Source organism: Roseomonas sp. KE2513, from assembly GCF_016107305.1.
Lineage (GTDB): Bacteria > Pseudomonadota > Alphaproteobacteria > Acetobacterales > Acetobacteraceae > Roseomonas.
The window spans coordinates 274,708-300,616 of record NZ_RCVR01000002.1 but is presented as its reverse complement, the minus strand read 5'-3'; the positions used below and the strand labels follow the sequence as shown (position 1 = coordinate 300,616).

The 25,909-nt window shown below is 70.1% G+C and carries 25 protein-coding genes and 2 tRNA genes; 7 read left to right on the top strand and 20 right to left on the bottom strand.

Annotated features, from left to right (window positions below):
- Nucleotides 1-125 precede the first annotated feature (125 nt).
- Nucleotides 126-827, bottom strand: coding sequence for a response regulator transcription factor (locus tag D9599_RS03640; RefSeq protein WP_198379858.1), 702 nt, complete (start codon nt 825-827; stop codon nt 126-128).
- Between the two features lie 100 nt (nt 828-927).
- Nucleotides 928-2,139 (bottom strand): pyridoxal phosphate-dependent aminotransferase, encoded by a 1,212-nt coding sequence (locus D9599_RS03635; RefSeq protein ID WP_198379857.1) that lies wholly within the window; start codon nt 2,137-2,139, stop codon nt 928-930.
- A 290-nt stretch (nt 2,140-2,429) separates the two neighbouring features.
- On the opposite strand from D9599_RS03635, the gene D9599_RS03630 reads away from it, so the two are divergent.
- Complete coding sequence (locus D9599_RS03630; protein ID WP_198379856.1) at nt 2,430-2,777, top strand: hypothetical protein; 348 nt, start codon at nt 2,430-2,432, stop codon at nt 2,775-2,777.
- Nucleotides 2,774-4,717, top strand: coding sequence for a ThiF family adenylyltransferase (locus tag D9599_RS03625; RefSeq protein ID WP_198379855.1), 1,944 nt, complete (start codon nt 2,774-2,776; stop codon nt 4,715-4,717). Before D9599_RS03630 ends, D9599_RS03625 begins: the two co-directional genes overlap by 4 nt.
- Before the next feature lie 19 nt (nt 4,718-4,736).
- Here the strand turns inward: D9599_RS03625 and D9599_RS03620 are convergent, their stop codons facing one another.
- From D9599_RS03620 to D9599_RS03600, 5 genes are all read right to left on the bottom strand, one after another.
- Nucleotides 4,737-5,411 carry a GNAT family N-acyltransferase gene (locus D9599_RS03620; protein ID WP_198379854.1) on the bottom strand — a complete coding sequence of 225 codons (675 nt, stop codon included), beginning with the start codon at nt 5,409-5,411 and terminating at the stop codon, nt 4,737-4,739.
- A 310-nt stretch (nt 5,412-5,721) separates the two neighbouring features.
- Nucleotides 5,722-6,546 carry a flocculation-associated PEP-CTERM protein PepA gene (pepA, locus tag D9599_RS03615; RefSeq protein WP_198379853.1) on the bottom strand — a complete coding sequence of 275 codons (825 nt, stop codon included), beginning with the start codon at nt 6,544-6,546 and terminating at the stop codon, nt 5,722-5,724.
- Between the two features lie 265 nt (nt 6,547-6,811).
- Nucleotides 6,812-9,055, bottom strand: a complete 2,244-nt coding sequence (locus D9599_RS03610) for a molybdopterin cofactor-binding domain-containing protein (protein WP_198379851.1) — start codon at nt 9,053-9,055, stop codon at nt 6,812-6,814.
- A gap of 4 nt (nt 9,056-9,059) precedes the next feature.
- Nucleotides 9,060-9,518, bottom strand: a complete 459-nt coding sequence (locus tag D9599_RS03605) for a (2Fe-2S)-binding protein (protein WP_198379849.1) — start codon at nt 9,516-9,518, stop codon at nt 9,060-9,062.
- 189 nt (nt 9,519-9,707) lie between these two features.
- Nucleotides 9,708-10,388, bottom strand: coding sequence for an HAD family hydrolase (locus tag D9599_RS03600; RefSeq protein WP_198379848.1), 681 nt, complete (start codon nt 10,386-10,388; stop codon nt 9,708-9,710).
- A gap of 134 nt (nt 10,389-10,522) precedes the next feature.
- Here D9599_RS03600 and D9599_RS03595 point away from each other — a divergent pair, with 134 nt between their 5' ends.
- Nucleotides 10,523-10,831, top strand: coding sequence for a hypothetical protein (locus tag D9599_RS03595; RefSeq protein ID WP_198379847.1), 309 nt, complete (start codon nt 10,523-10,525; stop codon nt 10,829-10,831).
- A gap of 21 nt (nt 10,832-10,852) precedes the next feature.
- Here D9599_RS03595 and D9599_RS03590 read toward each other — a convergent pair whose 3' ends face one another.
- Nucleotides 10,853-11,086: a hypothetical protein gene (locus D9599_RS03590; protein WP_198379846.1), complete on the bottom strand. Its 234-nt coding sequence runs from the start codon at nt 11,084-11,086 to the stop codon at nt 10,853-10,855.
- An 874-nt stretch (nt 11,087-11,960) separates the two neighbouring features.
- Here D9599_RS03590 and D9599_RS03585 point away from each other — a divergent pair.
- Nucleotides 11,961-12,326, top strand: a complete 366-nt coding sequence (locus D9599_RS03585) for a hypothetical protein (protein WP_198379845.1) — start codon at nt 11,961-11,963, stop codon at nt 12,324-12,326.
- Here the strand turns inward: D9599_RS03585 and D9599_RS03580 are convergent.
- The 11 genes from D9599_RS03580 to D9599_RS03530 form a co-directional block, all read right to left on the bottom strand.
- Entirely contained in the window at nt 12,323-12,793 is a 471-nt protein-coding gene (locus tag D9599_RS03580; RefSeq protein ID WP_198379844.1) for a hypothetical protein, read from the bottom strand. The genes D9599_RS03585 and D9599_RS03580 overlap by 4 nt on opposite strands.
- A gap of 558 nt (nt 12,794-13,351) precedes the next feature.
- Nucleotides 13,352-13,427, bottom strand: a tRNA-Phe gene (locus tag D9599_RS03575).
- 90 nt (nt 13,428-13,517) lie between these two features.
- Nucleotides 13,518-13,688, bottom strand: a complete 171-nt coding sequence (locus D9599_RS03570; RefSeq protein ID WP_198379843.1) for a DNA gyrase inhibitor YacG — start codon at nt 13,686-13,688, stop codon at nt 13,518-13,520.
- Nucleotides 13,678-14,808, bottom strand: a complete 1,131-nt coding sequence (locus D9599_RS03565) for a ribonuclease E/G (RefSeq protein WP_198379842.1) — start codon at nt 14,806-14,808, stop codon at nt 13,678-13,680. The genes D9599_RS03570 and D9599_RS03565 overlap by 11 nt, the downstream gene beginning before the upstream one ends.
- A gap of 27 nt (nt 14,809-14,835) precedes the next feature.
- Nucleotides 14,836-15,453 (bottom strand): Maf family protein, encoded by a 618-nt coding sequence (locus D9599_RS03560; RefSeq protein ID WP_375373031.1) that lies wholly within the window; start codon nt 15,451-15,453, stop codon nt 14,836-14,838.
- A gap of 23 nt (nt 15,454-15,476) precedes the next feature.
- Complete coding sequence (infA, locus tag D9599_RS03555; RefSeq protein ID WP_043836045.1) at nt 15,477-15,695, bottom strand: translation initiation factor IF-1; 219 nt, start codon at nt 15,693-15,695, stop codon at nt 15,477-15,479.
- Between the two features lie 230 nt (nt 15,696-15,925).
- On the bottom strand, nt 15,926-17,221 hold the full coding sequence (hisD, locus tag D9599_RS03550) for a histidinol dehydrogenase (protein ID WP_198379841.1): 1,296 nt from the start codon (nt 17,219-17,221) through the stop codon (nt 15,926-15,928).
- Nucleotides 17,218-17,913 carry an ATP phosphoribosyltransferase gene (gene hisG, locus D9599_RS03545; RefSeq protein WP_198379839.1) on the bottom strand — a complete coding sequence of 232 codons (696 nt, stop codon included), beginning with the start codon at nt 17,911-17,913 and terminating at the stop codon, nt 17,218-17,220. The genes hisD and hisG overlap by 4 nt, the downstream gene beginning before the upstream one ends.
- A 49-nt stretch (nt 17,914-17,962) precedes the next feature.
- Nucleotides 17,963-19,222: a UDP-N-acetylglucosamine 1-carboxyvinyltransferase gene (gene murA, locus D9599_RS03540; protein WP_198379838.1), complete on the bottom strand. Its 1,260-nt coding sequence runs from the start codon at nt 19,220-19,222 to the stop codon at nt 17,963-17,965.
- An 8-nt stretch (nt 19,223-19,230) separates the two neighbouring features.
- Nucleotides 19,231-19,785 (bottom strand): dCTP deaminase, encoded by a 555-nt coding sequence (gene dcd / locus D9599_RS03535; protein ID WP_198379837.1) that lies wholly within the window; start codon nt 19,783-19,785, stop codon nt 19,231-19,233.
- A 108-nt stretch (nt 19,786-19,893) separates the two neighbouring features.
- A complete protein-coding gene (locus D9599_RS03530; RefSeq protein WP_198379836.1) occupies nt 19,894-20,073 on the bottom strand; it encodes a hypothetical protein in 180 nt (59 codons plus the stop codon).
- A gap of 125 nt (nt 20,074-20,198) precedes the next feature.
- On the opposite strand from D9599_RS03530, the gene D9599_RS03525 reads away from it, so the two are divergent.
- Nucleotides 20,199-20,270 (top strand) — tRNA-Thr (locus D9599_RS03525).
- A gap of 235 nt (nt 20,271-20,505) precedes the next feature.
- On the opposite strand, the gene D9599_RS03520 is transcribed toward D9599_RS03525, so the two are convergent.
- The gene (locus tag D9599_RS03520; RefSeq protein WP_198379833.1) at nt 20,506-20,697 is read right to left on the bottom strand and encodes a hypothetical protein; all 192 of its coding nucleotides are present in this window, start codon (nt 20,695-20,697) and stop codon (nt 20,506-20,508) included.
- Between the two features lie 473 nt (nt 20,698-21,170).
- Between D9599_RS03520 and D9599_RS31125 the strand changes: the two genes are divergently transcribed.
- Both D9599_RS31125 and D9599_RS03515 read left to right on the top strand, forming a co-directional pair.
- On the top strand, nt 21,171-22,724 hold the full coding sequence (locus D9599_RS31125) for a DNA polymerase Y family protein (protein WP_232480118.1): 1,554 nt from the start codon (nt 21,171-21,173) through the stop codon (nt 22,722-22,724).
- Nucleotides 22,721-25,906 carry an error-prone DNA polymerase gene (locus tag D9599_RS03515; protein ID WP_309228527.1) on the top strand — a complete coding sequence of 1,062 codons (3,186 nt, stop codon included), beginning with the start codon at nt 22,721-22,723 and terminating at the stop codon, nt 25,904-25,906. The genes D9599_RS31125 and D9599_RS03515 overlap by 4 nt, the downstream gene beginning before the upstream one ends.
- Nucleotides 25,907-25,909 lie beyond the last annotated feature (3 nt).

Below are 25,909 nucleotides of genomic sequence, written 5' to 3'. Positions count from 1 at the left end.
AACCGGTCCGCGCGTCAGGCCGGATCATAACGGCCCTGGATGGCTTGAACCATCCGGACGCCCGCGGCGGAAGGGCTTGGCGAGCGCGCGCGCCCGTCCTGGACGTCACGAAGGGCGGCGCCCGCTCACCATACCAGCCGGTACCCCCTGCCGCTGACCGCCACGACCGTGACATGGCCAGCCGAGGCCGCGCCGAGCTTCTGGCGAAGGTTCGAGGCGATCTGATCCACCCCCCGCTGGTTCGGCAGGAGGCGGCGTCCGAGGACCCGCTCCGAGATCGTCTCGCGCGCGGCGAGGTGGTCCTCGGAGTCGAGCAGCACCGCGAGGAAGCCTGCCTCGCCGCCGGTCAGCCGCGTTTCCGTGCCGTCCGTGGCGACCACGCGCCGGCGGGCGGGCTCCATCCTCAGCCCGCCGAGGCTCCACGCGGCGGTCCGGGGCGGGGCATCCTTGGCGGGGCGCAGGGCAGCGTCCAGTCGGCGGCTGAGCGCCCGCACGTGTGCGACCACCTCCCCGGGCGGCAAGGGCTTGGCAAGGAAGTCGTCCGCGCCGCATTCGGGACCGAGCACGCGGTCCATCTCCACCGAATCGCCGACCGCGATGACGCAGAGGCCAGGCCGCCCGGCGGCCTCCCGCACAAGGGCGGCGGTGTTAGGAAGGCTGAGGTCCAGCACGGCGATGCAGGGATCGTCGCGGCGGAGGGAAACCCGCGCCTCGTCCGGGGTCGCGACAACCTTCGTCCGCCAGCCCTCCGCGGCGAGGGCGGCGCTGACGGTTGCGGCGAAACCCGGATCAGCGTCGAGAACAAGCACGGGCCGAGAGCCGGACATGAGAGCGCCTCCACGAGCCCGTGATGATCGGTGCTCGCTTGGGCACCGGCAAGAAGCATCTCGCGCAAGGCCGGGCCGCCGGGCGCGAGTGAAAGGGCGGCTAGGCCGCGCGCTCGCCCAGCACGCGCGTCAGCCGCGCCACCGCCTCCCGCGCGAGTTCGGGACTGACGGCGAAGCAGATGCGCACGAAGCCCTCGCCCTCCGGCCCGAAGGCCGTGCCGGGGGCGACGCCCACCTTCGCCTCGCGCAGGAAGCGGAAGGCGAGGTCGAGGCTCGTCTCTCCCGTCTCGACCCGCGCCATGAGGTAGAAGGCGCCCTCGGGTGCGAAGACGGTCACGCCCTTCAGGCGCGACAGACCCTCGACCATGATCGCCCGGCTCTCGGCGCAGCGGCCGACCATCGTGCGGATGAAACCGTCGCCCTCGTCCAGCGCCGCGACGGCCGCGTGCTGGATGAAGGTCGGAATGGAGGTTGTGTTGTACTGCCCGAGTTTGGCGAAGGTCGCGGCCAGCCCCTCCGGATAGACGACCCAGCCGGCGCGCCAGCCCGTCATCGCCCAGTTCTTGGAGAAGGTGTTGGTGACGATAAGCCGGTCGGATGGCGTGCAGATCTGCAGGAAAGAGGGCGCGAGCGCGTTGCCGTAGGTGAACTGGCCATAGACCTCGTCGGAGATGATCCAGAGGCCGCGCTCCCGCGCGAGGTCGCGCAGCGCCTCCATCTCCGCCAGCGGCATCACCCAGCCCGTGGGGTTGGAGGGCGAGTTCACCACGAGCACGCGCGTGCGCGGCGTGAGGACGGCAACGATGTCCTCGATCGGCAGGGAGAAGTGCCCGTCCGCGGAGCGGCGATAGGGCACCGTGACCGGCACGCCGCCGGTGACCCGCACGGCCTCCGCCAGGTTGGGCCAGTTGGGGGTGGGGATGACCACCTCGTCCCCGTGCTCGAGCAGCGCCTGGCAAGCCTGCATGATGGCGTTCATCCCGCCCGCGGTGATGGCGAAGCGCTCGGGCGCCACCTCCACCCCCCAGTGCCGGCGGTGATAGTCGGACAGCGCCTGATGCAGGCGCGGAATGCCGCGGGAGTAGGTGTAGCGAGTCTCGCCGCGCTGCATGGCGAGGTGGGCGGCCTCCACCACGAAGTCCGGCGTCGGCAGGTCGCCCTCGCCGATCCAGAGCTTCACCACCTCCGGGTCGTCGCGCCCACGGTCGGCCACCATGCCGATCTGGCTCGTGCCCACCGCCTGGATGCGGGCGGGAAGGGTACCCGCGAGGTTGGGCGCGGCATCGGCGGAGGGAAGGGAGGCGGCACTCATGAAGACGGCAATCCTACCGGGGCATTCCCGCCCACCCCTTGGTTAGGGAAGGCGGGGCAGCGACGAGGCGACTAGGTGGCCCTTCTGCCGCGACGTCCCGGTCGGGGGAAGGGGGAAGGCCGCGCCGAGAGAGTGGCAAAAGGGCCGCACCGGCCCCGTCACGAGGCCGGGTCCTTACAGTTGCGGCAACCTGAGGACTGACGAAACGTTTACCGGTACATGCACGAATGCTAACCGCGCACCGTTCGCCGATGCTCGCGCGCACGGCTTCTGGCGAGAGGGACAAGGCGTTGACCGCGGCAGCCTCCGACCTCAGCAGGCCCCTTCGAGGGGGTGGTACGGCGGGGGTGGATGGCGGGGCGGAGCGGCCCGGCCCCGGCGACCCCGCCCGCGGGCTTGGCCTCAAGGGCAAGGTCGGAAGGTTGCGTGATCGCCAGCCCCTGGCCGCCGAGGGGATCTGGCGCGTTTCGCTGGAGGGCGAGGACTATGCCGGGCGCCTCGTCCGGCGCTCGGCGGAGGGGGATTGGCAGCTCCTGCAAATTGATGACCTGACGGATGCGCAGCTCGAGGCCTATGAAAAGGCCATGCAGCGAAACACATCCCCAACCCCGCCGTCCCTTCTGCCGATCCCCCGATGAGGCCCTTCGACTACCACGCCGCCTTCTCCCGTAATCTCGGTTGGGTCCGTGCGGAGGAGCAGGACTCCCTGCGCGGCCGCCGCGTGGCCATCGCCGGCATGGGAGGGGTGGGGGGCGGGCACCTGATCGCCCTCGCGCGGCTCGGCATCGGCGCCTTCACCATCGCCGACCTCGATCGCTTCGACGTGCCGAACATCAACCGGCAGGCCGGTGCCTTTGTCAGCACCTTGGGGCAACCGAAGGCCGAGACACTCGCCGCCATGGCGCGGGACGTGAACCCGGAGTTGCGGATCCGCAGCTTCCCGAACGGCGTGACGCCGGAGAACCTCGACGACTTCCTTGAGGGCGCCGACCTCTTTGTGGATGGCATCGACTTCTTTGCGATCGACATCAAGCGCCGCGCCTTCGCCCGTTGCCGGGAGCTGGGCATCCCAGCCCTGACGGCCGCGCCTATCGGAATGGGCGTGGGCCTGCTCGCCTTCATGCCGACAGGGATGAGCTTCGAGCAGTATTTCCGCCTGGAGGGCCATCCGGAGGAGGAGCAGTACCTCCGCTTCCTCCTCGGCGTGGCCCCGCGCGGCCTGCACCGGGCCTATCTTGTCGATCCCTCCTATATCGACCTCGCCAATCATCGCGGCCCCTCAACCGGGGCGGCCTGCCTGCTCTGTTCGGGTGCGATCGCGGCGATGGCCACGCGCATCCTCCTTCTCCGCGGCGGGGTGGAGGCGGCGCCGGTCCACCATCATTACGACGCCTATCTCCAGCGCTTCGTCGCGACGAAGCTGCGGCGGGGGAACGACGAGCCGGTCCAGCGCCTGAAGCTCGCGGTGGCCCGGCGGCAGTTCGCGGCCATGCTCCGCGCGCCCCGCCCGCCGGAGCCGCCGGCGACCCCGATGGAGGCCATCCTGGAGGCCGCCCGCTGGGCGCCGAGCGGAGACAACGTCCAGCCCTGGCGGTTCGAGATCCTGGGCGAGGATGCGGTGCGCGTCCGCTTCGACCCGCACGACCCCGCCAACCCCTACGAGTACCGGGGCGGCGAACCCTCCATCCTCTCGGCCGGCATGATGCTGGAGGCGCTGCGGATCGCGGCGACGATGCAGGGCCGGCTGATGGAGGGCCGGCTTGACGAGAGCACTGGCCGGCTGGTGGCCGAGCTGCGCTTCCCCGTCGCGGCCGGGGTCGAGCCCGATCCGCTCTACGCCCTGCTGCCGCTGCGCTCGGTCGATCGCCGGCCCTACCGTCGCCGGCCGCTGCTCCCGCGGGAGAGGGCGGCGCTGGAGGCGGCGCTGGGGCCGGGGCTGGAACTGCGCTGGCACGAGGACGATGCGGGCCGCCTCGCCTTCGCGCGCCTTGGCGCCATGGCCACGCGCTTCCGCCTGCGCCTGCCCGGCGCCCATGCCGTTCACCGCAGCGCCATCGATTGGGCGCCCGGGAACAGCCGGACGGGCATTCCGGCTGGAGCGACCGGTCTTTGGCGGCCGACCCTGCCGGTGATGCGCTGGGCCATCCGGGATTGGCGGCGAATGGTTGCCCTGAACCGGCTGGGCGGGGCGCACAGCGCTGCCCTGCAGCTCGACTGGGCGACGGCGCTAGGCAGCGCAGCCTTCTTCACCGTCGCCCTGCCCGAGGGCGCGGCGCGGGATACGGAGGGGCTGCTGGCGGCGGGTGCGAGCCTGCTGCGCCTGTGGCTCACGGCTACCCGCCTGGGGCTGGCCATGCAGCCGGGGATCGCGGTGCTGCTCTGCGCCGGCATGGTCGGCAGCGAATTGCCGAGCCAGGCCCTGAGGCGGGATGTGGAGCGCTGCGCCGTAGGGCTGCGGGCGCTTGCCGGACCGGCGGCGGACCGGCTGATCTTCCTTGCCCGCATTGGGGAGCCGAAGGGGGCGCCACCGCGGCAACGCTCCGTCCGCCGCCCGCTGGCCGACCTGCAGGGCGGCTGACGCGGCGAGGGGCTGCCTTCTAGGCCGCGACAGCCTCGATCTGGTGCGGCCAGAGCGTGCCGCCGTCAGTCACGTATTCCCACACGGCCCGGCGCTCCTCGCGCATGCGGCCGAGAACTTGGGTCACAGGGCCCCAGCAGGGCTGGCGCAGGCCATGGTACTCGACGGCCGGGCCAAGCGGCTGGAAGTGGATGCCGCTGCCGCGGAGGAGGCGGAGCAGGGTGTGCTCCATAATGGCGCACCAGTTGTGGATGCCCATCTCGGAGCTGAGCTGCACCACGCCGCGCATGAGGCCGAGGCGGAGCGGGATGCCGTCCGCCGAGGAGTCGCGGAGGGCCTTGGAGATCGCGAAGCGGCTGATCTCACCCGTCCGGTAGGTCGGCAGGGAGCGAAACGCCCCTTCGCCGCAGAGGCTCTGCATCGGGAGATCCAGGCCCTGCCCCCGATTAGCGGGGGCAACGATCCGAACCGTGCCCACGAGGCGGCCGGTGCTTCGCTGTGTCAGGAGCGCATGACCGGCACGCCGGTCGAAGCGATCAGTCTCCAGGGTGCCATCCCCTGGCTCGTAGCCGCGTTCCATGCAGTAGACCTGATGCCGAAGGCGGTATGCATCCCGGAGCCGTTCAGGCGTGTCCGCGATGGTGACCTCGAAATCCTTCGCTGCGTCCAGGACCCCGCTGACTGCTGCTGTCATCGCTCGCCTTTTCTCTTCACGCATCCGTGTGGTGAACAGAATTCGCGGAAGTTGCAAGTCGAGTTTGATGAATCTGAGGTTTGGGGGGTCATTTCGCCACGACGTGCAGAGTTGAACCTAAACTCTGCGCTCTTTATTCCTAATATTACGACGTCAGCACAAAAAATTCCACTTGCGTGTGTGGTAACCGGGAACCCCACAGGTTTGTATTGATGCCGTTTTAAAACTCCTCTGCTGCAGGCATGAAAAAAGGGCGGTGCCTTTCAGCACCGCCCCTTGGCCGACGTATGGCCAAGCCGATCCCTGGGGATCAGGCCGTCTTGCGGCGGCGCCGCGTGAAGGCCCCCAGGCCGGCCAGGGCCGTCCCGAAGATCATCATGGAGGCGGGCTCCGGAACCGGCGTCGGCGTGGCGGTGAAGGAGACGTCGCCGCCGCCGCCGTTGATCAGGAAGCTCCGGCCGTTGTTCACGACCGTCACAATCTGCTCGTTGTTGTTGAAGGCGCCGAACAGACGGAGGGTCGAGTTCGCCGGCGAAAGGATGAAGTTCGCGAGCTGCTGGACGTAGGTGGCGCTGATGTTGGCGCCAGCGCCCGTCGGGTTGGCCGAGAAGCTGGTCGTGCCGTTGATCAGGCTGCCCGTGGCGAGAACGGTGGTCGCACCGGTGTTGTTGACCGTCGGCGTGCCGCTGGCAACGCTGAAGGTCGACGCCCCGATTGCCCCGTAGAGCGTGTAGGTGAGGGAGTTGAAGGCGCCCTGCGAGTTCTGGTTGAAGTTCGCCGCGTTCTGCGTGCCCGTACCGCTGTACTGGAAGTACAGGCTGTACGCGGAGCGGTTGCCAGTCGGGTCGAAGGTGTTGCCGTTCAGCGAAGCATTGTTCACCTGGAGGAACCCGGTCTCGGTGAAGGACGTCCCGTTCCCGCCCGAGTTGTTGCCGAGATCAACCCGGGAGAAGTCCTTCAGGTTGAGCACGTCCGCGGTGAAGGACGAGGCGCCCGGCGCGAAGGAGCCGGGATCGAAGGTGACGGCGGTCTGCGCCTGGGCGGCAACAGTGCCGACGGTGAGCGTGAGAGCAACAGCGGTACCCGCCAGAGTCGCCCTCGTGAGGGCCTTCGCTGTCGCAGAGAGGTTGCGCATGCGCTGCTTCCTTACGATCGGAGCGGCGGAATTACCGGTCCTGGTCGATCGCAGGCTCTTATTCGCACATGCCGTGCCAGTCAAAAAACTCAATACATTCAAGCATCTGAACAAAAATGAATGTGGGTGGCGGTCAAGGTGTAAGATCGCTCGACACACAACTCGCAGTAAACATTACGGAACGGACTGCCGCCTCTCCGAAGCGGGGTAAGTAAGGACGAGGGACGTGCACCCCGCCCGCATCGCTGCTCTCTTCGGTGGCGGGTCAGGCAAGGAGGGCGGCGCGCACCCGGTCCGGGGTAAGCGGGATCTCGGGTGCGCGGCGGCCGGTGGCGGCCAGCACCGCGTTGGCAATGGCAGCCCCGGTCGGCGCCTGGCTGCCCTCGCCGGCGCCGAGCGGGGGCTGCTCCGGCCGGTCGACGATGGCGCTCTCGATCCGCGGCAGTCCCGGGAATTCCAGGATGGGGTAGTCGGCGTAGTTGTCGCTGACGATGCGGTGGGCGTTCCAGTGGCCCTCCTCCATCAGCGTCCAACTGGTGGACTGCACCATCCCGCCCTCGATCTGGTTCCGCAGGCCATCGGGATTGACGACGCGGCCGGCATCCACCGCGGCCCAGAGCGCGAGGGGGCGGACCTCACCGCTGCGGGTATCGACCTCCACCCGCGCGACGACCGCCACGTAGCAATCCGTGTTCTTGTAGCGGGAGAGGCCGAGGCCGGTGCCGGTCATCACCGGCTCCAGCGCGGGGGCGAGCCGCACCGCCTCAGGTGTCCAGCCGGAGAGCCGGACGGCTCGGTGCAGCACCTCCGCCAGCCGCGGATCGGTTAGGTTCGCGAGGCGGTAAGAGACGGGGTCCTTCCCTGCGAGCGCCGCCAGCTCATCGATGAAGAGATCGCCGCAAAGGGCGTTAAAGTAGCCGCCGAGCGTGCGAAGGGCGGAGGTGCGGATTGGCGCCTCCGGCAGGAAGTGCGAGGAGATCCGCTGGTTCGGGATGCCCGCGTAGATCGGCACGGCGTTGCGTGCGGCAGCCCCCGCCGGCAGCGGCGCGTCGGTCGAGACGGGCGGCGCCACCGGGTTCTCGAGATACCAGGCGGAGCGAAGATTGCAGCCTCCGGCGCCCGGCTGCCCGGGCCGGGTGTTGTGGGAGAAGCTTCGCACGTCGTGCGACCAGGAGGTGGGCGTGCCATCGACGCCGACCCCGGCCTCCATCCGCACGATCATGGCGGAGCTCCAGGGCTCCCAGGCCATCTCCTCCTCATGCGTCCACTGCACCCGAACGGGCCGACCGCCGGCCGCGCGTGCCAGGAGGGCGGCGTCGAGGGCCACGTCGTCGGCGCCGTTGTGCCCGTAGCAGCCCGAGCCCTGGGCGTGGATCACACGGATCGACCCCTCCTCCACCCGCAACGCCCGGGCGAGGTCGGTGCGGAGCGGGAAGGGGCCCTGGCAGTGGGACCAGACGGTCAGCTTGCCACCTTCCCACTGCGCGAGGGCGCAGGAGGCACCGATCGAGGCATGGGCCTGGAAGCCGCGGCGGTACTCGGCGCGGTGAAGGCGCGCGGCGCCCTGGGCCTCGCCAGCGGTGCGGTGGAGAACCTTCTCCTCCGCTGGCACGCCTTTCATGTAGTCGAAGACGCCGGCGCCACCGAAGAGCGGGGGGCCGCTCTCCCAGGTCGCGGCCTCGGCGATACGGCTGGCGGCCTCGCGGGCCTGCTCCTCCCGCCGCGCGAGGACGCCGAGGAAGGAGCCGTCGCGCACCACCTCCACCACCCCCGGCAGAGCCCGCGCGGCGGCCTCGTCGAAGGAGAGAAGGCGGGCGGCATAGCCGGGCGGCCGCGCCACCGCGCCGAAGAGCATCCCCTCCGGCCGCAGGTCATGGATGAATACCTGTTGGCCGAAGACCTTGGCCGGAAGATCGGTGCGCGGGAGCGAGGCGCCGATTGGCCCCGCCTTCGCCGGGTCCTTCCGTCGCGCGCCCGTATCGACGGGGCGGACGAGGGAGACGCGGCTCGCGGCCTCGCCATAGGTCATCTGGCGTCCGTCGGCGCCGTGAATGACGCCCCCCTCCACCGTCAGGCGCCCGGGCTCGCTTCCCCATGCCTCCGCCGCGACGCGCAGGAGGGTAGCGCGCAGGTCGGCACAGGCCATACCCAGCGCCTCGCCGCCGTAGCGGACGGACATGGAGCCGGCGGTGAAGCCCTCGTTCGGCGAAGCGGCGGTGTCGGCCGAGAGGATATCCAGCGCGGCGGGATCGATGTCGAGCTCGTGGGCGGCGATCTGGCGCATGGCCGTCAGCACGCCCTGGCCGAGTTCCACGCGCCCCGTCGTTACGCTCACCCGCCCGTCCGGGGTCACGCGGACCCAGGTGTCGAGCTTCGGGTTGGCGAGGAGCATGGGCGTGACCTCGCCCGCCGCCCGCGCCGGGGCGTCCAGGCGGAAGCCGATGGCGAGCCCCGCGGCGACGACGCCAAGGCCGAAGCTGCGGCGGGTGAGGGAAGTGCTGGCGGACATGGAGTCAGGCCCCCTTCCGTGCGGCGCTCATCACCGCGCGCACCACGCGCGGCTGGGTGCCGCAGCGGCAGAGATTGCCCCGCATGCCCTCCAGCACCTCTGCCTCGGTGATGCCGGGGTGGTCCTGGATAAGGGCGGCGCCCTGCATGATCATGCCATTGGTGCAGTAGCCGCACTGCGCTGCCTGCTCCACGAGGAAGGCTTCCTGCAGGGGATGCGGGTGCCCTGGCGTGCCCAGCCCTTCCAGCGTGGTCACCTGCCGCCCTTCGGCTTCGCCGAGCGAGAGCTGGCAGGAGCGGATAGCCTGGCCGTCGAGGTGCACGGTGCAGGCGCCGCACTGCGCGCGGCCGCAGCCAAGCTTCGGACCGTTCAGCGCCAGGTCATTGCGCAGGACGTAAATGAGTGGGGTGGAGGGATCGACATCGACCTCCACTCCGCGGCCGTTGACCGTGAGCCTCGCCATGATCCCCGTTCCTCCCGCCTGCCGCGGCCCGGGACAGGGGCCTGCGACCGTTGCCACTCTGTGCTTCTTGGCCCTTGGAGGGGGAGGGGTGGCCTCACCGGCTGGGCTGAGCGGAGGATGGAACGGCCCGGGCGCGCTTTCCAAGCCTTTTCGGCGGGTGCAATCGATTGGCCGGGGTAGTGTGGGCTCTCAGCCGATCGCGGGAACCCTGGCCAGGGGCGAGGCCTCGTAGCCGGCGAGAAGCGCTGCCGGGTCCGCATAGACCGCGACGCAGCCGGCTCGCCGAAGGTCCGCCTCTGGAAAGCCGCCGCAGAGGACGCCGATAGTGCGCAGCCCCGCCTTGCCGGCGGCCTCCGCGTCATAGGGTGTATCGCCCACAACGACAGCGCGGGAGGGATCGAGCCCACCGAGGGCGGAGAGCGCGGCCTGGAAGATGTCGGGGAAGGGCTTGGACCGCTCCGCGTCGTCGGAGGAGGTCTCGGCGTCCACGAGATCCTCGATATTCGCGAGCTTCTTGTAGACGCCCAGCTCGTCCCCCTTCGCGGAGGAAGCGAGGGCGATCCGGGTGCCGTCCTGACGGATGCGGAGGAAGAGGTCGCGCACCGCCGGGAAGGGCCGGATCCGCGGCATATAGCGTTCCTGCATGATGCGGGCGCGGTGCTCGGACAAGGCCTTGCCCTTTTCCTCCAGCTCCTCCGCGTCGAGGAAGACGGGCATGAGCTGGTCCCCGCCTTTGCCGATCTGCCCACGGACCTCCGCGTAGTCGATCTCGTGGCCAAAATCCCGGAGGGCGTCCTGCCAGGCGTGGGCGTGGAGATCGACGGAATCGACCAGCGTTCCATCCACGTCGAAAATCACGGCCTCGATCATCGCATGGGCTCCTCTGCGGCCTTCCTCAACGCAAGGGCGAAGGCTCAGATGCCTTCCGTCGTGCGGAATGGCCGCCCGGGCGAACCCCGCCGCGCCGTGGGCGTTAGGCCCTCAGCTTCCCCAAGGAGAGCGCCATGATCGATACGAACAAGGAAAAGGGCGCCCACATCATGCCCGAGGAGGCGAATGTCTCCAGCGGGTCCTCGATGAGCGGGCCGGTGCCGAGGCCGCGCGACAAGTTGCCGGAGCACCAGTACAAGCCGAGCCCCGGCGACAACAACAACTTCACGGGGCCCGATGCCCCGGGCGGGCCGGTGAACATCAAGGTCAAGGGCGCCGAGGGCGATGCGCCGGGGCAGCCGAATGAGCTGGACAGCCCCGACAACGGCGTGACGCAGGAAACGAAGGCGAAGACGACCGGACTGGGTAAGCACGGCGTCTAGCCCGATCAGCGCCGTGGCGGCTCAGCCGCCGCGGCGACGGATCAGGCTCGCGACCACCATCAGCATCACGCCGAGCGCCACGACCCCGTAGGTGCCGGGATCGGAGCGGATCGCCTCGATCGCGGCGGAGGGGATCCACAGCACCGAATGGATTGCCCTCATCGGTAGCCAGAGAAGCGTGTCCCAGCCGACTTGCCGCGCGGCTAGGCCGAGCGCCACCAGCAGGATCCCGAGCGACCACAACCTACCGGACATGCCGGACCTCCCGCTTGTGCTGATGGTCGGCGCGGGTGGGGGCGCCGACCAGGTCGTCCGGCCTTGCCACGGATCAGCGTCCTTCAATGCGCGCCTCTCCTCTCGCCGCGGAAGAATGATCCGCCGCGCGGCGGGGATGTGGGGCTTCTCACGGCGACGTTCATCCTCTGGCCGTGAAAGGCTGGGCGGTAGCTTGCGCCGGATCTTAGGGGGGTGGTGCCTGGGGGCGGCATCGAACCCGCGACACTGCGATTTTCAGCCAGGGTGGGTAGAACACCAGTTGCTGCCATAGCTAGACAGAAGGAGGCCATCTCGGTGGTTGAGCTTGGTGCTTGGCTGCACGAACTGGCAGTCTGCTAACGTGCGGTTGGCACGCCGATCGGCAGTCGGGCTTGTTCAAGCCGTTGGCGGGAGGAAGCATGCCGTGCTGAAGCTCCGCCTTAGCCGCCAGAACCCGTGAGGGGCGAGCCATGTTGTGCCGAGCCGGGACGATCCGAGTTAGCCTGGATCAGGAGGGCCGCCGCCTCTTGCTGGCCCAGGTGCGTGCTGTGCTGAGGTGACGGGTCAGCTGCAGCTGCAAAGCAATGCTGAGGACCGGCCGCGCGCGCCAGCTCGGAACCGTCAAGGCTGGCTAATGATCCGGTGCGGCTGCGGCTACCATGTGGATTACCCGATCGCCTCGCTGGTGGAGGAGCATGGGGCCCCACATGCATCTCAGCCGGTGGCGGCGGCGCAGCTCCAGCCAGAGACTCCACCAGTATGGGTCAAGAGCGTGGCACCGGCGACGGCCTGGCCGTCCACGCATCGCATGAGACGTAAGCAAGCTGTAAGGACACCTCGAACAAAGTGAGCTTTTAGTAAATAAGAGAAAAAAATGGACAAACGCTTGATCAAGGCGGTGCAGCTTATGTCGAAGATTGGCCGGGAGGACCTATCTGAAGAGCAGCAGTCACTCGCTTTTCGAGGCTACTTCGATATTTTGGAACAGGTCTCGACCGATCCAGCGGCTGCAGGAGAGGACCAGCAGCTGGCGCGGGAGATCCTACACGAGGCCCGGCAGTACTCGCTCATGCACACTGCCGAAGCGGTTGAGATATTGGCGAACTTAGCAAAGGAAGCCGAGGATCCGGCTGTGCGAGCTGACGCCAAAGCAAGCTTGGCACAAGCAGCTGAAGCCCTGCGCCAGAGAGGCGAGGATATCAGTAAGCGGATCGCACAGCCGAATGGTAAGCCGAGCTAGTAAGCCAAGTGGCTACGCCATTCGGCGATGTCGTGGATCTTGGTTGCGTCCATGCGGACACCGTGAAAGCGTCCTGAGCACTCTGTGACCTCATGGGTGAACGGAGCAGGCCGCAGCCCGCAGGTCCCATAAGGCCGAATGAAGAGAGGCCTAAGCCTCCCCACCATGGTCAGAAGGTCGTCCAGCATGTCGCGCGCCCAGCCCTCGGCCACGGTGCCCGACAGGGTTACCGAGCCGTCCGGCGAGTTCGCTTCGATCTGCGTTGCCCGAGCCTTGGCGATCATCCCGGCCAGCGTTACCGGCCTCGCCCGGCCGATCGCATCCCGGCTCTCGGAATAGGCGCGCCAGGTGGGGCCGTCCTCCTGGACGTCGGCCGCATCGTTCGCTGCCTCGATGCGCCAGGCGCGTTCGGCGCAAAGACGGATCAGCTCGGCGTCGAGGTCGGCGGGGCCGGCGGGGCCGGCCATGTCAGATCGGTGGGATCGAATCGCTCCAATCCACCTTGAAGTGTTTAAGAGGGCGTCGCTGTGGGGGCGGCGTTAGAAGTCGGGTTAGTTATGATTCGGGAGCCTCACACTCTCGGGTAGAGGCCAGACCGGGCGGCGTATTCCAGTTCCCTGCTCGGCTGCTCACTTTTCGTGATGTCGGCCAGCTTGCAAGTATAATGGTGCTGCCGTTGTGGAGTGCTGGATTCATGAAAAGGGTCGGAGCACGCGATGACGATGTTGCCGCAGGACTCATAGACTGTCGGCCGTGGGGGAGTAGCGTACCCAACCGGGCACCTTTTTGAAGACCTCACCATCTCGCAGTCAGGCAACAGCCCCATCCGGCGGAGCGTGGGTTTCTGCGTTCCACTACAATCTCTCGGGGTGAGGTCGGCGTCAGGTAATGAGCGCGGACAGGCGCCGCTACGGATGCCGGCCTCGATACAAATGAGGCCGCAACCACTGGATGGTTGTGTCTTCGGCCACAGCTACGCAACGCAGCGCTCACCGAAAAATCCAGCAAAAAAAGCAGCAAAGGAATGGTGCCCAGGGGCGGAATCGAACCACCGACACTGCGATTTTCAGTCGCATGCTCTACCAACTGAGCTACCTGGGCCCAAGCGAAGCGGCGTTGCCGCCGGTAGAGGCGCGGGGGATAGACGATGCCGTGGCGCCTGTCCATCCCGCCCACGCGCATTCTTCGCGATCAATCGACGTCCTGCTCCTCCGCCGTCTCCGGGCGTCCCGGAACGGCGTAGGTCTCCCCCAGCCAGCGACCGAGATCGATGGCGCGGCAGCGGGGCGAGCAGAAGGGACGGGCACTGGGCTGCGCGGGCTTGCCGCAGACGGGGCAGGCGGCGCTCTTGTTATCCGGCATGGGCTGGCTGGTCCTCGATCACGTCCTCACCCGGCGCCAGGGTCGGGTCGGAAACCAGTGAAATGGGGTGCGCGGCCCCCGCTGCGAAGTCCTCCAGCGCGCCGGGCAGGCCGCGAAGGGCCGCCAGAACTTTCGGATGTGCCCGCAGCGCCAGGGTGGCGGCAGGACGGGCCGCGGCCTCCCGCGCGGCGCGGCGCAGGGCAACGAGGCCGTGGGTGAGAGGCGAAATAGGCTGGCCGAGCACCTCGTGCAGGGGCGGGTGGACGCGGGTTCGCACCATCTCCATCAGGCCGAGGCCCGTGAGTCCGACCACGCGGAGCAGGGGGTCTGGCCCGGCCGCCCGACGCAGCGCTGGCAGCAGGTCGGCACGCGATTTCGCGGAGCCGCCGGCGAGGTCCAGGAGGATCGGGCCCGCCAGGTGGCGCAGGCGGATCTGGCGGGCGGCCTCGGTCAGGGCGGCGGCGTTCACAGCCCGGTGGGCGCCGTTGTCGCGCCCGGCGGCAGCGCCCGTGTCCACGTCGAGCGCCGTGAGGGCGGAGGTGGGATGCACCAGCAGGCGGCCACCGCCCGGCAACGGTACTTCGGCGGCGGCGAGCAGGTCGAACTCAGCCTCCACCGCCTCGTCGAAGGCAGGGCGGGAGAGGAGTTGCACGCGCCCCGCGCCGAGCGCGGCCCGCAGGCGCGCGGCCTCGGCCGGATAGTCCGACAGGACGGGGGCGGCGGGATGGGCGGCTGCTAGCCGCAGCGCGGCGTCGGGGCCGCGGTGCAACAGGCGGAGTGGGCCGTCACGTGGAAGGTCCTTCGGCACCCCAGTAGCCGAGAGGCGCGGCCCCTTGCCGCCCTGCGCCGCGCGGGTGACGCGCAGCGGAAGGGAGGTGCCCTCGGTCACGCCCTCGCCGCCTTGGGCGTCGGGGAGGAAGCCACCGACCTCTCCCTCCATCGCGACGAAGACGCCGGAGAGGGCGGGCACGCGGGCGGTGACGCGGGTGAGATGGATGTCCCCGACACCGTCCGGCAGGGAGGGCCGTTCGACGAAGGCCGCCTGCAGCGCGCCATCTCGCCAGAGCGCCACGCGGCGCTCCCCAGGGGAGGTGGAGACGAGGATCCGGGGCTCAGCCATGGCGGCCCGCCGGCGCCGTGGCGGGGGTCAAGGCGTGAGCCAGCCGGCGCCGCGAAGGAGCTGCGCGGTCTCGAAAAGCGGCAGGCCCACGACATTGGAGTGGCTGCCCGAGAGGAAGCGCACGAAGACTTCGGCCCGCTGGTGGATGGCGTATCCGCCGGCTTTGCCCTCCCACTCGCCGGAGCGGACGTAGTCCTCCGCCTGGGCGTCGGTCAGCCGGTGGAAGGCGAGGGTGGTCTCGACCACTCGCTCCCGCACGCGGCCGTCGGGCGTGACGAGGGCGACGCCGGTGGTCACGCGGTGGCGGCGGCCGGAGAGAAGGTCGAGGAAACGACGCGCCTCGGCGGCGTCCGCAGGCTTGCCGAGGATGCGGCGGCCCACGCCCACCACCGTGTCAGCGGCGAGCACAAGGCATCTGGGGGAACGGCGGGCGACGGCCTCGGCCTTGGCGCGGGCCAGGCGCTGCGCGAGGCGGCGCGGCAACTCCGCCTTGCGCGGCGTCTCGTCGAGATCGGCGGGTTCAATCCGGTCGGGTACGATGCCGAGCCGGGCCAGCAGGTCCAGGCGACGCGGGCTGGCGCTGGCAAGGATCAGGGGCGGGCGGGAGAGGGCGTCGTCCAGCCCCGCGGTCGGGCCCCGGGTCAGGGGGCCGTCACCGTCAACAGGGGTCACTTGAAGCGGAACGTGATCCGGCCCTTGGTGAGGTCGTAGGGCGTCATCTCGACGTTCACGCGGTCACCGGCGAGCACGCGGATGCGGTTCTTGCGCATCTTGCCGCTGGTGTGGGCGAGCAGCATGTGCTCGTTGTCCAGCTTCACGCGGAACATGGCGTTGGGCAGAAGCTCCATCACCTGGCCGCTGAACTCGATCATGTCTTCCTTCGACATGCGTATCCTTCATAATGAGCGCGGCGCCCTGCCAAAGGGGGCGGCGCATGGATCCACGGAGGGCGCGGATGCGCTCCCGGCCCGGCACGCAAATGAGCGCGGCCCCGGTGGGGAACCGCGCATCCTGTGGCAGAGCCTCCGAAAGATGATGCTTCGGGGCGTCCCGGTCAAGGAAATGGCGGGTTTGCGCCTGCATTGGTGACCTGCGGGAGGCGGGAAGGGGCCGCCCCTCAGGCCATCCCGATCCGGCCCGCAATGCTACGTGCATGAGCCTCCAGCCCTTCCGCCCGGGCCAGTGCCACGGCGGCGGGACCGGTGGCGCGCAGCCCGGCCTCCTCGGCCGCGATCCAGGTGGTGCGCTTGAGGAAATCGAACACCGAGAGGCCGGAGGCGAAGCGCGCGGTGCGGCCGGTGGGCAGCACGTGGTTCGGCCCGGCCACGTAGTCGCCCAGCGCCTCCGGGCACCAGGGACCGAGGAAGGCCGCGCCCGCGTGGCGGATGCGGGCGAAGAGGCCGGCGGGGTCGGCGGTCATGATCTGGAGATGCTCGGGCGCCAAGCGATCGGTCAGGGCCGCGGCCTCCGTCCAATCGCGCACCAGCACCACCGCACCGTGCCGGCACCAGGATTCGCCGGCGATGGCGGCGCGGGGGAGGGTGGCCAGCGCCGCCTCCACCGCCGCGGGCACGGCATCGGCGAGCGCCGGGCTGTTGGTGACGAGGATGGATTGGGCGGCCTCGTCGTGCTCGGCCTGGGCGAGCAGGTCCATGGCCACGCGGGCGGGGTCTTGGTTGCCGTCCGCCAGCACCACGACCTCCGAGGGGCCGGCGATGGAATCGATGCCGACTCGCCCGAAGACCTGGCGCTTGGCCTCCGCCACATAGGCGTTGCCGGGTCCGGTGATCTTGTCCACGGGGGCGATGCTGGCCGTGCCCCAGGCGAGGGCCGCCACGGCCTGGGCGCCGCCGATGCGCCAGACCTCTGTCACCCCCGCGCGGCGGGCGGCGGCGAGCACCAGTGGGTTCAGCTCCCCGTCAGGGGTCGGCACCACCATGGCCAAGCGCGGCACGCCGGCGACGCGCGCGGGGATGGCGTTCATCAGCACCGAGGAGGGATAGGCCGCCTTGCCGCCGGGCACGTAGAGGCCGGCCGCGTCCACGGCGTTCCAGCGCATGCCCAAGGTAAGCCCGGCCGGGTCCGGCACGGTGACGTCGGTGGGCATCTGGGCCTTATGGAAGGTCTCGATGCGGGCGGCGGCGGTGTCCAGCGCGGCCATGAGGTCGGCCGGGATGGAGGCGGTGGCCGCGTCGATCTCCTCGGCCGTCACGCGCAGCGCGGCGGCGTCGCGGGGCTGCCAGCGGTCGAAGCGTGCGGTCAGGTCCAGAAGCGCGGCGTCACCCTCGGCGCGGACGCGGGCGATGATCTCGGCCACCGCCCCGTCCACGCGCGCGGTGGTGTCGCGGGCCATGTCCAGCAGGGCGGCGAAGCCGGCCTCGAAGCCGGCGTTCCTCGTATCGAGGCGCTTCATGCCGCCAGGGCCTCGCGGAAGCGGGCCAGCCAGGCGCCGATCAGTTCGGGCTCGGTCTTCAGCGCCGTGCGGTTGACGATCAGGCGGGAGGTGACGGGGGCGATCACCTCGCGCTCCACCAGCCCGTTCGCCTTAAGGGTGGAGCCGGTCTGCACGAGGTCCACGATAAGGCGCGCGAGGCCGAGGGAGGGGGCAAGCTCCATCGCGCCGTTGAGGTGCACGACCTCCGCCTGCACGCCGCGGGCGGCGAAGTGGCGGCGGGCGATGCCCGGATACTTCGTGGCGACCGTCACGCGCGACCAGCGGGCGTACTCGCCCTCCACCGGGTCGTCGGCGGGGCCCGCGACGCTGACGCGGCAGCGGCCGACGCCGAGGTCGAGGGGCGCGTAGATCTCGGGGTAGTCGAACTCCATCAGCACGTCGGCGCCGCAGATGCCGATCTGCGCGCCGCCATGGGCGACGAAGGTGGCGACGTCGAAAGGCCGCACCCGTACCACGTCGAGGCCCGGGTGGTTCGTGGGGAAGCGCAGGTGGCGGCTGTCCTCGTCGTGGAAGTCGCTGCCCGGCACCAGGCCGGCGCGGGCGAGGATGGGTTGGACTTCCTTGAGGATGCGGCCCTTGGGCAGGGCGAGGATGAGGCCGGTGGTCCCGGCCGTGGCCGGGAGGGTCTGGGAATTGATCGGGTGGTCCATGGGGGAGCCTAGCACCGCCTTCGCGAGGTCTCGATGAAGGATTCTTGAGCTAACCGGGAAGCCGCTCGATATCGGCGCCGACGGCGGCGAGCTTCGCCTCCAGCCGCTCGTAGCCGCGGTCCAAGTGGTAGACGCGGTTGACGATCGTCTCGCCCCCCGCGGCCAGCCCGGCCAGGATGAGAGAGACGGAGGCGCGCAGGTCCGTCGCCATGACGGGCGCGCCGGAGAGGCGGGAGACGCCGCGCACGATGGCCGAAGACCCGTGGACGTTGATGCGCGCGCCCATGCGGTTCATCTCGGGCACGTGCATGAAGCGATTCTCGAAGATCGTCTCGGTGATCATCGAGGCGCCCTCGGCCACCGCCATCAGGGCCATGAACTGGGCCTGCATATCGGTGGCGAAGCCCGGAAAGGGCTCGGTCATCACGTCCACGCCGCGAAGGCCGGAGAGGCGCTTCACGATGACGCCCTTCGGGGATTCGTCCACCTCCACGCCCGCCTCCCGCAGCACGCGGGCGACCGTGCCGAGGTGCTCGAGCTTCGCGCCCTCCAGCAGGACCTCGCCGCCGGTAATGCCGGCGGCGCAGGCAAAGGTGCCGGCCTCGATCCGGTCGGGGACGATGGGGTGGGTGGCGCCGTGCAGGGCCTTCACGCCCTCGATCCGCAGTCGGTCGGTGCCGATGCCCTCGATCCTGGCGCCCATGGCGATGAGGCAGTGGGCGAGGTCGTCGATCTCGGGCTCGCGGGCCGCATTCACCAGTTCCGTGATGCCGTCGGCCAGCGTCGCGGCCATCAGCAGGTTCTCGGTGGCGCCGACCGAGACCTGGGTGAAGTAGATCTTGGCGCCGCGCAGGCCCTCGGGCGCGGTCGCGTTCATGTAGCCGGAATCGAGGTCGATCTTCGCACCCATCTCCTCCAGCCCCTTGAGGTGGAGGTCCACGGGGCGCGTGCCGATGGCGCAGCCGCCGGGGAGCGAGACCTTCGCCTCCCGGTAGCGGGCCAGCAGCGGGCCGAGGACGAGGACGGAGGCGCGCATCTTCCGCACGAGGTCATAGGGCGCGACGAGGTTCGTCGCCGTCCCCCCAAGCGTCATGGTGCGGGCGTTGGTGTCGTGATCGACCGAAAGGCCGTGCTGGGCGAGCAGCCCGGCCATGGTGCGCGTGTCGTCCAGCGCGGGGGCGTTGGTCAGCACGAGCGGCCCCTCGCTGAGAAGGGCGGCGGCCATCAGGGGGAGGGCGGCGTTCTTCGCGCCGCCGATTGGAATGCTGCCGCGCAGCGGGCGGCCGCCGCGGAGACGGATGCGGTCCATGATCGTTCCTAGAGCCGCGGCAGGGCGACGCCGCGCTGGTGCATGTATTTGCCCGCCCGGTCCGCATAGGAGACATCTGGCGGCGTCTCCCCCCGAAGGAAAAGGAACTGGCAGATGCCCTCATTCGCGTAGATGCGGGCGGGCAGGGGGGTGGTGTTGCTGATCTCGATCGTCACCTGCCCTTCCCATTCGGGCTCGAGTGGGGTGACGTTCACGATGAGGCCGCAGCGGGCATAGGTGGACTTGCCGAGGCAGATGACCAGCACGTCCCGCGGGATGCGGAAATACTCGACCGTGTGGGTCAGCACGAAGGAGTTGGGCGGCACGATGCAGGTATCGCCCACGCGGGTGACGAAGCTCTCGTCCGAGAAGCGCTTGGGGTCCACCAGGGCGTTGTCGACATTGGTGAAGATCTTGAACTCCCCGGCGGCGCGGGCGTCGTAGCCGTAGCTGGAAAGGCCGTAGGAGATCACCCCCTCCCGCCGCTGCGCCTCCACGAAGGGCTCGATCATGCCCTGCTCCGTCGCCATGCGGCGGATCCAGTGGTCGGGCATGATGGGCATGATGGGGTTCCCTCGGGCACTTCCCCGGGATTTGCGGCAGGCGGGGCGGGGCGGGGGATAGACCCTGGGCCGCGGGGCGGCAACCGGTTGGCTGCGGGAGTTGAGCGCTCAGTCCTTCTCGGTGGCGGGAGGACGCGGGCCGCGCTCCCGCGATTGGGCCTTGCGGCGCTTCAGGTTCTCCCGGAGCGCGGCGGCTAGGCGCTGTTCGCGCTCAGCCTGGGCAGGGCTGCGGGCGGGCTTCGGGGGCGGCGTTGCGGGGGTAGGGGGCTCGGGCGGGTCGTCGGTCATGGCCAGGAAGGCATCGCGGGGGCAGGGCGGCGGGTCAAGCGGTCCGAGGACTGCACTTCCTGGCTCGTCAGGGTTGCGCGCGGCGGTGGAGGCGGGTAGTTAGCGCCACGCCCGCAGGCCGGTACGCTGCCGTAGCTCAGTGGTAGAGCACTCCCTTGGTAAGGGAGAGGTCGAGAGTTCAATCCTCTCTGGCAGCATTCCTCCAGGATACCGTGCTGGGAAGGCCGCCATCGCCTGGCCGGTCCAAGGCATTATTACAGTAGAACCGGTATTTCAGTCCTCCCGGCGCAAGCCGTAAGGCGGCTGCACCTGCCCATGCCGCTGCGGTTCGTGCCTCCCAGGACATCGAGCGCCCCACATCCGACTCACGGCTCCGCTACAGGCTGCGGCCGCGTCACTCTCCTGCGGGAAAAGCGATGGAGGGCGGGCGGCTCAACGCGTCTTCTGCATATGGAGCAGGACGAGAAGTTCCGTCAGCAGGTCGTCCGCCTGCTTGAGATTGCTGGCGCGCACGTGGTCGGCCAGCTCGCTGATGGCGGACAGGATGCCGTCATGCGGCCGCACTGACCCGGCCAGGGTCGATTTCAACGACGGAACAACAGAGCCGCTCACGTTCATTTCCATTCCTGGATCCTCCGCCCCTGCCTTGACGGACAGACAGCGTCTGTGACGCTGACGTCACGCTATGGCGGCTAGCATGACGATGGGAGGGGAATCGAGGGATGCCTTCACACTTCGTTAAGGTAGTTGCAGATCTGCCCACCCCGACATGGCTCCTCCCGACTCAAAGAAAACGACGAGTCGCGCGGCGCGGGCGGTAGGCTGGTGCTCCGCGCTTCTTGTCCGATGTTTTGATGGAGCATTAATCAGTATAGTTGTTTCGATGGTGCGCTTTCATCTGTCTGGAAGGGGCTGCGCTTCCGGGTGGGTATGCGGGGTTCCGAAGCTTGCCCTGCCGCTCCACCACCTTTGGGCGGGTTCTTGCGGGCGGTGCTTGCCATCGGGCGCGCCGACAAGAACATTTAGAGAACGATGACCCTCGATTCGGCCTCTCCGCCGCGGCCCTTCCGCCCTTTCTCTCGTTGGGGAGAGCGGGGATGAGACGAAGGGCCTGCCGCACGCCGCGTATAGGGGCAGAATCCTCGTGCTCCTTCCCCCCCGCGCCCGATGCCTCCGACGATCTTTCCCCCGCCGGCCCTCGGATCCTTGCGCTCCACCTGCCCTGGCTCGCCACCGAGGTCCTGCGCCTGCCCGGCCCCATCCTCACCTGGCACATGCTGGGGAACCGGCGCCTCGTCGCCGCGGTGGATGCGGAGGCGGTGGCGCTGGGGCTCCGGCCTGGCCAGACGCTGGGCGACGCGCAGGCGCTGGCACCCGAAGTCGCAGCGCTGCCGCACCGGCCGGAAGCGGCGGCGGCGCGGCTCTCGGCGCTCGCCCTCTGGGCGTTGCGGATCGCGCCCCTGGTGGCGCCGGACCCACCGGACGGCCTCCTTGTGAATATCGCGGGCACCCGGGCGGTGCTGGGCGAGGAGGAGACGGTGATGCGTCGGGCGGTGGCGGGGCTGGCGCGGCTGGGCCACGCGGCCTCGGCGGCGGTCGCGGGCACGACGGGGGCGGCGATGGTTCTCGCGCGCTGCGGCATCCCCGCCCGCGTGCCGGCAGGCGGGGAGGCGGCGGTCCTGGCCCCCCTGCCTCTCTCCGCCCTCCGGGGGGCGGAGGTGCCACATCTCGATCTCGCGCGCCTCGGGTTGCACCGGATCGGCGACCTGTTGGCGCAGCCGCGCGGGCCGCTGGTCCGGCGCTTCGGGGCAGGGCTGGCTTTGGCGCTCGACCGTGCGACGGGGGCGGTGGCCGAGCCCTTCCGCAGCATCCGCCCCGTGCCCGATCGCCACGTGGCCCTCGACTTCGAGGAGCCGCTGATCACCCGCACCGCTATCGACGCGGCGGCGGACCGCCTGCTGGCGCGGCTCTGCGCCGCGCTGGCGGAGGAGGGGAGGGGGCTGCGCCGCTTGGTGCTGCGCGCGCACCGGGCGGATGGCGGCGTGCAGGAAGTCTCGGTCGGGCTGGGCCTCGCCGGCCGCGACCCACGCCACCTCTCCCGCCTGCTGGCACCGAAGCTGGAAGCGCTCGCGCCCGGCTTCGGCTTCGACCGTATCGCGCTGATGGCGGAGGAGACGGAGCCTCTGGCCGCTGCCCAGCCCGGTTTCGGGGCGGAGGACGAGCGCGCCGCCCTGGCCGCCCTGCTGGACCGCGTGGCGCAGCGCCTGCCCGCCTGGCGCCTGCACCCGCGGGAGAGCCACTGGCCGGAGCGGGCGGTGGAGCGCGCCGCCCCTCTGGTGCCGGTGCCGGTGCCGGCCGGCTGGGCCGCGCGCCCGCGCCCCCTGCGCCTGCTGCGCCGGCCGGAGCGGCTGGAGGCCATGGCGGTGCTGCCGGACGAGCCGCCCTTCCGCATCCGTTGGCGTGGCACCTGGTTCCAGGTGCGCGCGGGCGAGGGGCCGGAGCGCCTGGCGCCCGAATGGTGGCGCGACCGCCCGGGCCGCCCGATGCGCGACTACTACCGGTTGGAAATGGCCGATGGCCGCCGCTTCTGGATCTGCCGCGCTGGCGGCCCGGGAGAGGGCGGCTGGTTCCTGCACGGGCTGATGCCGTGAGCGGCTTCGGCGAGCTGGCCGCGATGTCGAACTTCACCTTTCTGGAGGGCGCCTCCCACCCTTGGGAACTGGCGGCGGCGGCGAAGGCGCTCGGCCACGACGCGATCGGCATCGCCGACCGCAACTCCTTTGCCGGCCTCGTCCGCGGCATGGCGGCGGCGGAGGAGGCAGGGCTGCGCTTCGTGCCCGGCTGCCGCGTGGCGCTGGAGGACGGGAGGGAATACCTCGTCTGGCCCACTGACCGCGCGGCCTATGCGCGGCTGTCGCGGATGCTCTCCGCCGCCCGGATGGCCGGAGAGAAAGACGAATGCGCCATCCCGCGCGATGCCCTGATCGCGGCGGCGGAGGGACAGGTGATGGCCATGGTGCCGCCCGACGCGCCGGACGACGCCTTCGCCGAGCGCCTGCGAGCGGATGCCGCGGCCATGCGGCGCGCGCTCGCCCTGCCGATGTTCGCCGCCGCGCATCACCGCTTCGCCGGCGACGACCGGCGTCGCCTGCGGCTGCTTTCGGCCATGGCCGGCGCGGCGCGGGCGGGATTGCTGGCGGCGGGGGGCGTGCGGATGCACGTCGCCTCCCGCCGGCGCCTGGCGGATGTGGTGGCGGCGATCCGGCTGGGCGTGACGGTGGACGCACTCGGCCTGCACGCGGCACCGAACGCGGAGGCGCATCTCAAGCCCGCCGCCGAGATGCGCCGCCTCTTCGCCGGGCAGGAGGAGGCGGTGGAGGCGACGCTGCACGTGGTGGAGGCCTGCCGCTTCAGCCTGCGCGACCTCTCCTACGAATATCCCGAGGAGATCTTGGAACCGGGCCTGACCGCGCAGCAAACCCTCGCGCAAAGGGTGGCGGAGGCGGTGGCGGCGCGCTGGCCGCAGGGAGCGCCCGCGAAGGTGGCCGCCCAGATCGCCGAGGAGATGGCGCTGATCGACCGGCGCGACTACGCCGCTTACTTCCTGACGGTACACGAGATCGTCCGCTTCGCTGTCTCGCAGGGCATCCTCTGCCAGGGGCGCGGCTCGGCGGCCAACTCGGCGGTCTGCTACGTGCTCGGCATTACCGCCGTCGATCCCTCCAAGCACCGCCTTCTCTTCGCGCGCTTCCTGAGCGACGCGCGCGGCGAGCCGCCCGACATCGACATCGACTTCGAGCACGAGCGGCGGGAGGAGGTGATCCAGCACATCTACAAGCGCTACGGCCGCGACCGCGCCGCCATCACCGCCACCCTCATCCGCTACCGCACGCGCAGCGCCGTGCGCGAGGTCGGCCGCGCCATGGGCCTCTCGGACGACATCACCGGCCGCCTTGCCAAGGCCTCCTGGCACGATGGCGTGGAAGGGCTGCGGGATGTCGCACGCAGCACGGGGCTGGATCCCGACGCCGACCCGCGCCTTGGCATGGCGATGGATCTGGCGGAGGAGCTGCAAGGCTTCCCGCGCCACCTGGCCACGCATGTCGGCGGCTTCGTCATCACGCGCGGCAAGCTGACGGAGCTGGCCATCGTCACAAAGGCCGCGATGAAGGACCGCCACACCGTCGAATGGGACAAGGACGACATCGGCGAGCTGCGGATGCTGAAGGTGGATGTGCTGGGCCTCGGGATGCTCTCCTGCATCCGCCGCGCCTTTGACCTGCTGCGGCGCTATCCTGGCATCGACCACAACCTGCAGTCGGTGCCGCAGGACGATCCTGAGACCTACGCCATGCTGGCGCGCGCGGATTCCCTCGGCGTCTTCCAGGTGGAGAGCCGGGCGCAGATGAACATGCTGCCGCGCATGCGCCCCGCGAAGTACTATGACCTGGTGATCGAGGTGGCGATCGTCCGCCCCGGCCCGATCCAGGGCGACATGGTTCACCCCTATCTCCGCCGCCGGAACAATCAGGAGCCGGTGGACTACGCGAAGCCCGAACTGCGCGCCGTGCTGGAGAAGACGCTTGGCGTGCCGCTCTTTCAAGAACAGGCGATGGAGATGGCGATCGTCGCCGCGGGCTTTACGCCGTCACGCGCCGACGAGCTGCGCCGCTCCATGGCCTCCTTCAAGCACGACGGGAAGCTCGAGACCTTCCACGACGAGTTCGTCGGCGGCATGGTCCGTCGCGGCTACGAGCCCGATTTTGCCGAGCGCTGCTTCTCCCAGATCCGGGGCTTCGGCGGCTACGGCTTTCCGGAGAGCCACGCGGCCTCCTTCGCGCAGCTCGTCTACATCTCCGCCTGGATCAAGCGCCACCATCCCGCGGCCTTCGCGGCGGCGCTGCTGAACAGTCAGCCCATGGGCTTCTACGCGCCGGCGCAGATCGTGCGCGACGCGCGCGAGCATGGCGTCGCCGTTCGCCCGGCCGACGTGACCGCCAGCGACTGGGACTGCACGCTGGAACAGGACGGGGAGGGGTGGGCGCTGCGGCTGGGTCTGCGCCTCGTCTCGGGCTTGCCGAAGGAGAACGGGGAAAGGATTGCGTCGCTCCGCCCGGCGGTCTCCCCTGCGGCCCTCGCCGCCGCCGGGCTGGGCCGCGTGGCGCTGGAGGTGCTGGCGCGGGCGGACGCCTTCCGTGGCCTCGGCCTCGACCGCCGCCGCGCGCTCTGGGAAGCGGCCGCGGTGGAGCGGGCGGTGCCGCCCTTGCCGCTCTTCATCGCCGCCGAGGCCGCGCCGCGCCTGCCGGCGGAAACGCGGGGCGAGGCGACGGTGCTCGACTACGGCGCGACGGGGCTAAGCCTGCGCGCGCACCCGCTCGCGCTGCTGAGGCCGAGACTTGCGGAAATCGGGGCCTGGGACAGCCGGGCGGTGGCGGCGGGGCGGCAGGGGCAGCGGATGCGAGTCGCCGGGCTGGTGCTGGTGCGTCAGCGCCCCGGCACCGCCAAAGGCGTCGTCTTCTTCACGCTGGAGGACGAGTTCGGCACGGTGAATCTCGTCCTCCATGCAGCGACCATCGCGGCCAACCGCGCTCCCGTGGTGGCCGCGCGCCTGCTGCTGGTGGAGGGAAAGGTAGAGCGCTACGACGAGGGTGCGGTGCCCGTCGTCCATCTTCTCGGCCAGAAACTGGAGGACCGCTCGGACCTGCTGGACGGGCTGCACCTGCTCGGCCCCGTGCCCGTGCCGCTGGCCCGTGCGGATGAGGTGTCGCGCGGAACGGACCACCGGCCCGATTCACGCTCCCCCACCTTTCCGGGAAGCCGGGACTGGCACTGAGCG